At 38.9% G+C, this 10,903-nt stretch carries 6 protein-coding genes; 5 read left to right on the plus strand and 1 reads right to left on the minus strand.

The window, feature by feature from the left end; all coding sequences use genetic code 11:
- Positions 1 to 5 precede the first annotated feature (5 nt).
- Positions 6 to 3,473: a condensation domain-containing protein gene (locus tag I8748_RS06420; protein WP_198123813.1), complete on the minus strand. Its 3,468-nt coding sequence runs from the start codon at positions 3,471 to 3,473 to the stop codon at positions 6 to 8.
- A gap of 774 nt (positions 3,474 to 4,247) precedes the next feature.
- Between I8748_RS06420 and I8748_RS06425 the strand changes: the two genes are divergently transcribed.
- The 5 genes from I8748_RS06425 to I8748_RS06445 form a co-directional block, all read left to right on the plus strand.
- Entirely contained in the window at positions 4,248 to 6,860 is a 2,613-nt protein-coding gene (locus I8748_RS06425) for a TonB-dependent siderophore receptor (protein ID WP_198123814.1), read from the plus strand.
- A gap of 158 nt (positions 6,861 to 7,018) precedes the next feature.
- Positions 7,019 to 8,155, plus strand: a complete 1,137-nt coding sequence (locus I8748_RS06430; RefSeq protein ID WP_225896330.1) for a PepSY-associated TM helix domain-containing protein — start codon at positions 7,019 to 7,021, stop codon at positions 8,153 to 8,155.
- Between the two features lie 83 nt (positions 8,156 to 8,238).
- The gene (locus I8748_RS06435) at positions 8,239 to 9,522 is read left to right on the plus strand and encodes an MFS transporter (protein WP_198123815.1); all 1,284 of its coding nucleotides are present in this window, start codon (positions 8,239 to 8,241) and stop codon (positions 9,520 to 9,522) included.
- A 131-nt stretch (positions 9,523 to 9,653) separates the two neighbouring features.
- The gene (locus I8748_RS06440) at positions 9,654 to 10,259 is read left to right on the plus strand and encodes a vWA domain-containing protein (RefSeq protein ID WP_198123816.1); all 606 of its coding nucleotides are present in this window, start codon (positions 9,654 to 9,656) and stop codon (positions 10,257 to 10,259) included.
- A 99-nt stretch (positions 10,260 to 10,358) separates the two neighbouring features.
- Positions 10,359 to 10,903, plus strand: a 545-nt coding sequence (locus I8748_RS06445) for a vWA domain-containing protein (RefSeq protein WP_198123853.1), incomplete at its 3' end; no start/stop codon positions are given.

Consider the following 10,903-nt stretch of genomic DNA (forward strand, 5'->3'; position numbering starts at 1 on the left):
AATTTTTATCTAATTACAGTCCGCTTGCTCAACTTCAGTTTTTGTAAACTAATACTTTCTAATGCTTTATCTTGCAGAGTTTGTTGTTCTTTTTCTGCTGTTATCACCATAGCAGCTAACTCCTGTAAATGCATATCTGGTTGGTTGACTATACTTTGCAGCAATAATTCAAAATGACTTGCTATGCGACTGATAGTAGAAGATTGAAATAAGTCTGTTTTATACTCAAATGAACCTTGAAATCCTGTTGCACTTTCCCAAATACTCAGTTTCATATCAAATTTTGAGGAACCACTATCTACCTCTTGGGGTTGCCATGTTAACCCAGGTAATTCAATTGATGGTATAGGTGCATTTTGGAAAATAAACATTACCTGAAACAAAGGGTTATAGCTGAGATTACGTTTAGGCTGTAACTCTTCTACCAGCTTTTCAAAAGGTACGTCTTGATGGGCATAGGCTTTTAATGCTACTTGTTTGACTTGTACTAATAACTCTCGAAAAGTAGGATTTCCACTGAAGTTAGTACGCAGCACCAAAGTATTAATAAAAAAGCCAATCAATCCTTGTGTTTGAGGATGGTTACGACCAGCCACAGGAGAACCAACAACAATATCTTCTTGATGAGATAAAGAATATAATAATGTCTGAAAAGTTGCTAAGAGTATCATAAAGACGGTGACACCTTCTTTTTGACTCAATTCTTTCACCGCTGGACTCAAATATTGAGGTAATGTAATATTGTGCTTTTTACCGATGAAAGTCGCAATTTTCGGGCGCGGTCGATCTGTAGGTAATTGCAATAGAGGTGGACTATTGCTAAGTTGCTGTTGCCAATAATTAAGTTGGGTTTTTAAATTTTCTTGTTGCAACCATTGTCTTTGCCAGTAAGCAAAATCGGCGTATTGAATGGTTAACTCAGATAAAGGTGAAGGTTTATTTTCCAATACAGCCTGATATAATGCTGCAAGTTCTTGAATCAGAATACCGACTGACCAGCCATCAGAGATAATGTGATGCATGGTCAATAATAGCAAATGTTTATTTTCTGCTATACACAAAATTTGAGTGCGTAATAGTGGCGCTTGGCATAAGTCAAAAGGTTGTTGAGTTTCTGCTAAAATTAAATTTTCTACATATGTGGTATTGTCGAGGTAAGTACAATCAACTTTCGCTAGTTTCACATCCAAACTAGGATGAATTATTTGCACGGGTTGACCTTCTACAGAGACAAAACTGGTTCGCAAGCTTTCATGACGCTGGATAATTTCATTGAGACTTTGTTGAAGAATGTCTAGGTTGAGAACGCCATTGAGTTGAATTGCGATCGCTACATTATAAAATGGATTTCCTGGTTCTAATTGTTCCAAAAACCATAGGCGTTCTTGGGGTAAACACAGGGGTAGTTGTCCTTGACGAGAAATTGGCTGAAGTTCTAGCCGTTTTTGCTTACTATCTCTATGAGTTAAGATTTGTTTTGTTAGTTGTTCAATACTCGCATCTTGTAAAAGTTCGTTAATAGATACATCCACCCCAAAATCTACCTCAATTTGATTTTTGAGGTCAAAAGCTATCAAGGAATCAATTCCCAAAGCTGTTAATGGTTGTTGGGTTTGAACTTTTGATACTGGTATTTTTAATGCTTGGGCAATTAATTCTTGCAAGTATGAGGTTAGAGAATTTCTATCTTGTGTAAGGCTTGCCTCCTCACTATCCAAAATACTTTTACCTACCACCTGTAAACTATCATTAAGAAACTCTGCTTTACAAGCGCGGCGTTGAATTTTTCCACTGGAAGTTTTGGGAATAGTACCCGCTTGAATTAAAACAACTGCGTAAGCTTGTATTTCATGTTCTTGGGCGACTGCTTGGCGAATAGCAGTAGTAACTTCTGCTAAATTCGGTTTAGCACGAAACTCTAATTCTTGAACTACTACTAACCGTTCTTCATTTTCTACTTCTACTGCAAAAGCTGCACCACTACCAATACGCAATGAAGAATCACTACGTTCTGCGGTCAGTTCTATATCTTGGGGATAAAGGTTACGCCCACGAATGATAATTAAATCTTTAGCCCTACCGGTGATGTAAATTTCCCCATTATCCAAGAAGCCTAAGTCACCGGTGCGAAGAAAAGGCCCTTCACCGGTGTCTGATAAAAAGGCTTGAAAAACCTCTTTACTCTCCTCTTTTCGATGCCAATAACCTTTCCCCACACTGGGGCCAGATACCCAAATTTCCCCTACTTCTTTTGGTTGACAGCGAGTTAAAGTTTCTAAATTAGCGATCACAATTTGTTGTTGTGGCAGAGTTTGACCACAGCTAACTAAACTATGTACCTCTTCGCCAATAATCTTGTCAATTACTTGATTTTGTTCTAATGCAGCTTTCTCCACTGTTTTGATTTTAGGGAAAACAGCTTTATCACCCCCAGCTATCATCAATGTTGCTTCCGCCATACCGTAACAAGGATAGAATGCTTGTTTACGAAAACCACAGTCGGCAAAGCTAGACGCAAACCTTTCTAAAGTCTCGTGTCGTATGGGTTCAGCACCGTTAAATGCCACACTCCAACTACTCAAATCCAGAGTTTGTTTTTGTTCTGGTGTAATTTTTTGCATACACAACTCGTAAGCAAAGTTAGGTGCGCCACTCGTCGTACCTTTATACTCAGAAATCGCCTGCAACCAACGATAAGGACGCTGGAGAAAGGACGCTGGCGGCATTAAGATGCAAGGAAACCCACCATAAAGAGGTTGCAAAATCCCACCAATTAATCCCATGTCATGATATGTAGGCAACCATGAGACGAACACACTATTAGGGGAATGTCCCATCAATTCGTATGTTGCCGCAGCATTATGCAACAAGTTACCATGACTCAGCATCACGCCTTTGGGTGTACCTGTGGAACCTGATGTGTATTGCAAAAAAGCTAAACTATCTATGTCAATTGCAGGTTCAAGCCAAGCTTCTTCTTTACCGTCTGGTAGGTTGTCGGTGACAAGCCACTGCAAATTATTTAAGTCTGCTTTGTCTTTTAGTAAAGATTGTAAGCTTGGTAAAAGCGCTGTTGTTGTCAGGGCAATCTTAGCCTGTGCATCTGCAATGATTGCCTGTATCCTGGGGGTGTTGCGTTGATTGCGTGGTGGATAGGCGGGAACAGCCACAACCCCAGCATATAAACAGCCAAAAAAAGCAGCTAGATAATCTAATCCTGGTGGATATAGTAATAAAGCACGTTCCCCGCTCAAGTTTAACTCTTGGAGTTGCGCTGCGATCGCTCGACTGCACCGATCCAACTCTTGGTAAGTCAAGCTTGCTGCTTGCGTTTCGCCATCTTGCAGAAAGGTAAAAGCCTCTATATCTGATTGTCTGTTACTTCTGTACCGCAGTATCTCTACAAATGTAGAAAATTTCCTAAGTGAGAGTTTTTTGCAATTGTCATCTAGATGCGTTGTACTTTCTGGCATTGGGATGCACCCTTTTTAAATGCAGAATCTTGCCTGATAAAAACCTGAAACCTAGTTGCAGATACCTTGTTCGTCAAATCCACGCGGTATCATCAACCACAGACAATCATAAGCATCAGTTATGTAAATACTAAATTTAGTATTTGTGAGCTTATTAAAAGTCTTTCTCAATTCCACTCATTACTTTAATACTCTTTTTGTCAATTATCAACATCCTCTTCACAAATAATTCTCAATAACGTAAGATATCCTTTGTCGATTCCTCTAATCTGTGATTTATGCCTTGATGTAAATGTAAACCAGCATTTTGAACCAAAACAAAGCGCCACAACCTTAAGTTGTTTGTGAGTGCAAAAACTCTTGTTGCATGTTTTATAGATACCTTAAGGAGCGTTTTTGTTGTTAACGCTTCTGTGGTGGAGCCTTTTTGTTTTTCAATATAACCGTAGCCGCATAGGTTGGGACAGTGTTGATTCTTCAAAACTTTGTAGACACAAAGCGGCTTCCCGTAGGATACCAACTGGTTTTTACTCAGCACTCAGCAGTAGAGACGATTCGCCGAATCGTCTCTACTCAGCACTTTGCACTTTGCAATACAACAATACTGATAGATCTGTAGAAAGAAGAAAATTTTGCAATAAAGTTAGCACTTCATAATAAATGTCATTATCAATAAGCAAAATCGTAAAAATAATGATGCTTATGATCTCTACAGGTACAAATGCTCTCTGACAAGCTACTGCGTGAATTTCTCAATTAGGTGTAAAGCTAGAAATGAAACTGCGTCAAATCCTCAAAATTTCATTATTGACAAGTTCTGTTTGTGTATTGGCAACAAATCCTGCCTTTGGGGAGGAAATACAAGACGCATCAGGGCAGAACATACCAAACAGGAGTGCTTATTTATTAGTACAGTCGTCGGTAGAAGTCATAGAAGTGACGACAGTCAAGGTAAATCCTACCGACAATGGTGTAGAAATCATTTTAGAAACCACCAAAGGAGATCAACTGCAAGTATTGAATCGCAGTTTAGGCAATAGCTACATCGCCGATATTCCTAACGCTCAACTACGTTTACCTAACAACAATAGTTTTCGTCAAGAGAAGCCAGTTGTAGGAATTACAGAAATAACCGTTACCAATCAAGATACTAATAGTATTCGGGTGATAGTAATCGGCGAGGTGAGTTTACCAACTGTTGAGTTGTTTGATAGTGATGAAGGTTTAATTTTTGGCTTCACAGGAATTGCACCTGCTTCTACATCACAACAAGAAGCACCGACTGCTTCTACACCACAACAACAAGAACAACCAGCTGCTTCTACACCACAACCAGAACAACCAACAAGCGAAACAGAGTCAGAACAACCAGCAGCCGCAGCAGATGAACCAATTGAACTTGTAGTGACAGGTTCACCAGATTCAGGATATAACGCTCCAGATGCGAATACTGCAACTAAAACTGATACACCTCTTTTAGAGATTCCCCAAGCAATTCAAGTAGTTCCTCGACAGGTGATTGAGGATCAACAAGTACAAAGAGTTGCAGACGCTTTGCGGAACGTCAGTGGTGTCACACCACAAATAAATTTAGTTGGTGCTGATACCTATACCATTCGTGGATTTAATACTAATGCCAACCTCAGAAATGGTTTTAGACAAGATAATTTCACTGGATTTACTGATAGTGCCACTATAGAAAGAGTGGAAGTTCTCAAAGGCCCAGCTTCGGTACTCTACGGTCAATTAGAACCAGGGGGTATTGTCAACTACATCACTAAACAACCACTGAGCGAACCTTATTATTCTGCAAAATTTTCTTTTGGTAGTTATAGTTACTATCGCCCAGAAATTGATATTTCCGGGCCACTCACCCAAGACAACACTTCTTTGTATCGTTTTATTGCTGCTTACGAAAACTCTGGTGGATTTCGAGATTTTGCTTTTAAAGAGCTTTATACTTTTGCTCCTAGCTTAAGAGTGAAGTTAGCTGATAGTACAAATTTAGATTTGCAATATGAATACCTGAACCTTAACCAATCTTATGACAGAGGCTTCCCACCGATAACCAGATCCTTTAATCTGCCAATTAATTTTAACTTTGGTGAACCAAGCGATCGCTATGAACTCTTTGCCAATCGGGTAAATGTTGCTTTAGATCATCGATTCAGTGAAAATTGGCAATTTCGCAGTGGGGTTTCTGTACAAACTGTTGACACAGCGCGTTCTAACTTTCAGCCAGCTGATTTTGCAAATCCAATTGCTGCGGATGGTCGTACTGTTGCTAGAAGATACAACAAAGTGGGTGATTACTCTAGAGAATATTCTTGGCAAAATGACTTAACAGGAAAATTTCAGACTGGCTCAATTGACCATCAACTATTGTTAGGTTTTGAGTTAAGCAGAAGTGTTTTTGGTTATCCATTTCAGTTTTCTTATGAAGTACCAGCACTTGATATTTTGAATCCGGTATATGGTGCAGCAACTCCGACTAACCTTGAAGGGTTCGAGCAAGAAAATGATACAAATAAGGTAGGTCTTTATGTGCAAGATCAGGTAGCACTGCTACCTAATTTAAAGATATTGCTGGGCGGAAGACTTGATTTTGTGCGACTCAGAAGCGAAGAGAGACCTGACATCAATGCCGATCAAACTAATACTACACGGCGTTATGATGATGCATTTTCACCTCGAATTGGGCTAGTTTATCAACCAATCAAAAATCTGTCTCTTTATACTAGTTACACTCGTTCTTTTAAACCGAATGATTCCGTTTTTAGCAGACAGCCATTAGAACCAGAACGTGGTACGCAATACGAAGTAGGAGTTAAAGGTGAGTTTTTGGATGGTAAGTTGACGGCAACCTTAGCAGCCTATGAGATTACTAAGACTAACGTAGCTGTAACTGACCCCAACGATCCTGACTTTTCCATTCCTGTTGGAGAAGTTAAAAGTCGAGGCATTGAACTAGATGTAGCTGGAGAAATTTTGCCTGGTTGGAATATCATAGCTTCTTATGCCCATAACGATGCCTATGTGAGTGAGGATACTAACCGTTCATTAATAGGTAACAGATTGGAGAATGCACCAAGAGATAGCGCCAGTTTGTGGACAACCTATCAAATTCAAAGCGGTAATTTGAAAGGTTTAGGTTTTGGTGCAGGATTATTTTTTGTAGGCGATCGCGCAGCTACTCAACAAGAAGATACTCTCATAATTCCTTCATACGTCAGAACCGATGCTACAGTCTTTTATCGGCAACCTAACTATGAAGTGGGGCTGAGTTTTAAAAACCTCTTTGATGTCAAGTACTACGATTCTCAAGGATACTTGCTTTCTCCTGGCGCACCGTTCACAGTTTTGGGAACAGTCTCAATCAAGTTCTAAATTTCCGAATTTTAGATTTTAAATTTTGGATTTTGGCATGAAGATTCAAAATTTAAAATTTTCAAAAATATCTGAAAATAAGAGAACTTTTTTGTGAAATAAATCTCAATTAAATAACAAGGACTTAAGCATGGAGTTAATCCAAAATCCAAAATCCTATGATGAAATCGCGTAAATTCCGTGACATAGCCTTCATGCTACATCGCTATATTGGTTTAGCTGTAGGATTATTAACAGCTTTTGTCGGTTTGACAGGTAGCTTTTTGGTATTCAAACCAGAGATAGAACAATTGTTGATTAGCCAGCGAGTTGGACGTATTGTGCCTCAAGAACAAATGGTTTCTATTGATACAATCTTAGAAACGGTTAAATATGCAATTGCAAATCGTCCTAATCTCACATTTTATTCAATCAGATTGCCTGCAACTGTTTCTTCACCATACCAAGCAGATTTGTTTGACGCGAACAATCAACTGATTCGACTATTCATCCATCCTTACACTGGTGAAATCATAAATTGGAATCAAGCCGATTCCAGTTTAGAGCGAGTGATTCTTTACCTTCACTATAATTTGATGTTAGGTAAAAATGGTCAAATTTTGGTTGGGATTACAGGTCTATTGCTGTTCATCCTGTGCATTACAGGATTAATTTTATGGCCTGGTTGGCGCAAACTAATTACTGGTTTCAAAATCAAATGGAATGCTCATCCTAAACGCGTAAACTTTGATATTCACAAAGTAACGGGAATTGTCACAGCAATCTTTCTTGCTTGTACTGCTTTTACAGGTTTTTGCTGGAATTTTTCTGATTGGACATATCCTGTGATCTACGCAGCTACTTTTACTCCCCAGCCAGAAGAAGTTACTTCCAAACCTCTTGACAATCAACAACCTTTAAAGCTATCTCAAATACTGAAAAATTCTCATCAAGTCTTTCCCAATGCAACCACATTTTCGGTAACTATTCCCAGCAAACCGGAAGACGCAATTTATATCAGCAAACGTCAAAATCATGAACATCTATTTTATGGTGAAAGCGGGGTATATATAGACCAGTATAGTGGTGAAGTTTTGCAGGTAGTCGATAGTCTAAAGTTATCACTGGCAGACCGGATATTCTCTACATTTCATTATTTACATTATGGAACATTTTGGGGGCTAGGAAGCCGTATCTTCTATATTTTTGTTGGGCTGATTCCTACCATTCTTTTTGTGACTAGTTTTGTCATGTACAAATATCGTAAAAATAAAACTAAATCCCAAAATGCAATCACAAAGTCACCAATAGTTTAGAGACTTGCAAAAAAAATAATATTCATCTGTTTACAGTCATCAATCATTTGTAAATCTCAAAGCTATAATCTAGCTTTTATATTATGCAAACTTTTATTATCATCTGGCTGGGTCAGATGATTTCTCTGATTGGCAGTACTATGACTGCCTTTGCTTTTTCTATATGGGTGTGGGAACTAACACATCAAGCTACAGCATTAGCTTTATTTCATTTGTTTGCACAAATACCACAATTTTTAATTACTCCGATCGCTGGTGTAATTGTAGATAAAATAAACCGTAAATTTTTAATGATAGTAGGAGATACAGCCGGTGGTCTATTGACTTTTAGTGTCTTTCTACTTTATTTAACTGATAGCCTACAATTATGGCATTTGTATGTAGCTTTTGCTGCCAAATGTACTTTTGAACAATTTCAAGAACTTGCTTACTCAGCATCAATATCTACAATAGTACCTCAACAAAAATACAGCCATGCTAGTAGCTTGAGTTTCTTAGCTGGTCACGGTTCATTGATTATTGCTCCTGCACTGGCTGGTATCCTCTACGGTGTAATTGGACTTTTTGGTATTTTAATTATTGATATCATTTCTTTCTTAGTTGCAATCGTCACAGTGTTACGAATGCATATTCCACAACCTGCGATCGCAGAATCAATTACACCAAAGCCGACAAATATTATCCAGGATATGAGTTTTGGTTTTAAATATATTATCTCCCAACCTAATTTGTTGGCTTTACTAGTATTAACTGCAATATTTTGGTTGATTCATGATATCGGTGATTCTGTTTACAAACCGATGATTCTAGCAGCCTCTGGTAATGATGCTAGTGTTTTAGGTAGCTTATATGCAGCTGCTGGAGTTGGTGGTGTTCTTGGCGTTTTGCTGATCAATATATATCCTGTCTCTAAAAGTCGAATTAAAGGAATACTATTCGGTATGATAGGTACTGCCTTGGGCAGAATCATACTTGGTTTAGGGCGTACACCCGTGATTTGGATTCCTGCCCAGTTATACTCATCTTTAAATTATCCATTGCTTGGTAGTTACAGTGATGCTATTTGGTTAGCTAAAGTGCAACCGCAATTACAAGGACGTGTTTTTGCTACCAAGTCAATGATTCTTTTACTAACCTCAGCATTGGCTAACTTAATTGGGGGCCCACTAACAGATCGTGTTTTTGAGCCTGCTATGATGCCCCAAGGTAGTCTTGCGCCCATATTTGGTAGTATATTCGGCACCCGAACAGGTGCTGGTAGTGCCTTGTTGTATGTTATTTCTGCCGTTGGCTTGCTACTAGTTGGTTTGAGTGGATACGCTTTTCGCAACTTACATGGGGAAAATGATCAAGAGCGCGATCGCTAAAATTGAAGATAAAGCCGAGCTATTTTGAGTAGTATTTGAGTAGAAGAATTGATACAAAAGCTTACAGTGCTTGCTAGGTCGTGAAATTCGTAGACTAGACTAGTAGCACAGGGTAATAGTTAAAGGGATATATGATGAGCGATCGCGACTATACACTAATCATTGACAAAAGTGGCAGTATGTCCACTCCTGACCAAGTTGGTGGTAGAAGTAGATGGGAGATAGCCCAAGAGTCTACTCTGGCTTTAGCAAGGAAGGCCGAACAGTTTGATCCAGATGGGATCACTGTTTATGTCTTTTCTGGAAGATTTAAACGCTATGACGATGTGACCTCAGCTAAAGTCGCGCAGATATTTCTAGAAAATGACCCAGCTGGTACGACCAATTTAGCCGGTGTACTCCAAGATGCACTTAATAATTACTTTCAACGCAAAGCCGCAGGCAAAACTAAACCCAATGGTGAAACAATCTTAGTAATTACTGATGGCGAACCAGATGATCGTAAAGCCGTATTTGAGGTAATTATTCAAGCCACTCGCCAAATGGAGCGTGATGAAGAATTGGGAATTTCCATTATTCAAGTAGGTTCTGATCCCCAAGCTACAAAGTTTCTCAAAGCTTTGGACGATCAATTGCAAGGTGTCGGCGCTAAATTCGATATATGCGATACTGTCACATTGGATGACTTAGAAGAGATGAGCCTTGCAGATGTATTAAGAAATGCGATTGTTGATTGATTACTTAAAAGTCAAAACTCCAGAGTCAATAATCCATACCATAAGTTAATCTGGAGTTTTAAAATATTGGCTCTAGACTCATCAATGGAGAATTAAATCATGCTAGAAAACAGAGACTATACCTTAATTATTGATAAAAGCGGCAGCATGGCAACCCCAGACCAAAAGGGTGGTAGAAGCAGATGGGTAGCAGCACAAGAATCGACTTTAGCCTTAGCTAGTAAGTGTGAGCAATTTGATCCAGATGGTATTACTGTTTATGTCTTTTCTGGAAGATTCAAACGCTATGAAAATGTCACATCTAGTAAGGTAGCACAAATTTTTAAAGAAAATGAACCCTCTGGAACTACTGATCTAGCATCTGTGTTGAAACATGCAACTGATGATTACTTACAACGCAAAACCGCTGGTCAAACTAAGCCGAATGGTGAAACAATTTTAGTGGTTACCGATGGCGAACCAGATGATCGCAAAGCAGTCATGAAGGTAATTATTGAAGCTTCTCGCCGTATAGATAGAGATGAAGAACTCGCTATTTCATTTATTCAAGTTGGTACAGATCAACAAGCTACCCGCTTCCTCAAAGTTCTGGATGATGAACTTCAAAGCGCTGGAGCAAAATTTGATATCTGTGACACAATTAC

This window comes from Amazonocrinis nigriterrae CENA67 (assembly GCF_016056305.1).
GTDB lineage: Bacteria > Cyanobacteriota > Cyanobacteriia > Cyanobacteriales > Nostocaceae > Amazonocrinis > Amazonocrinis nigriterrae.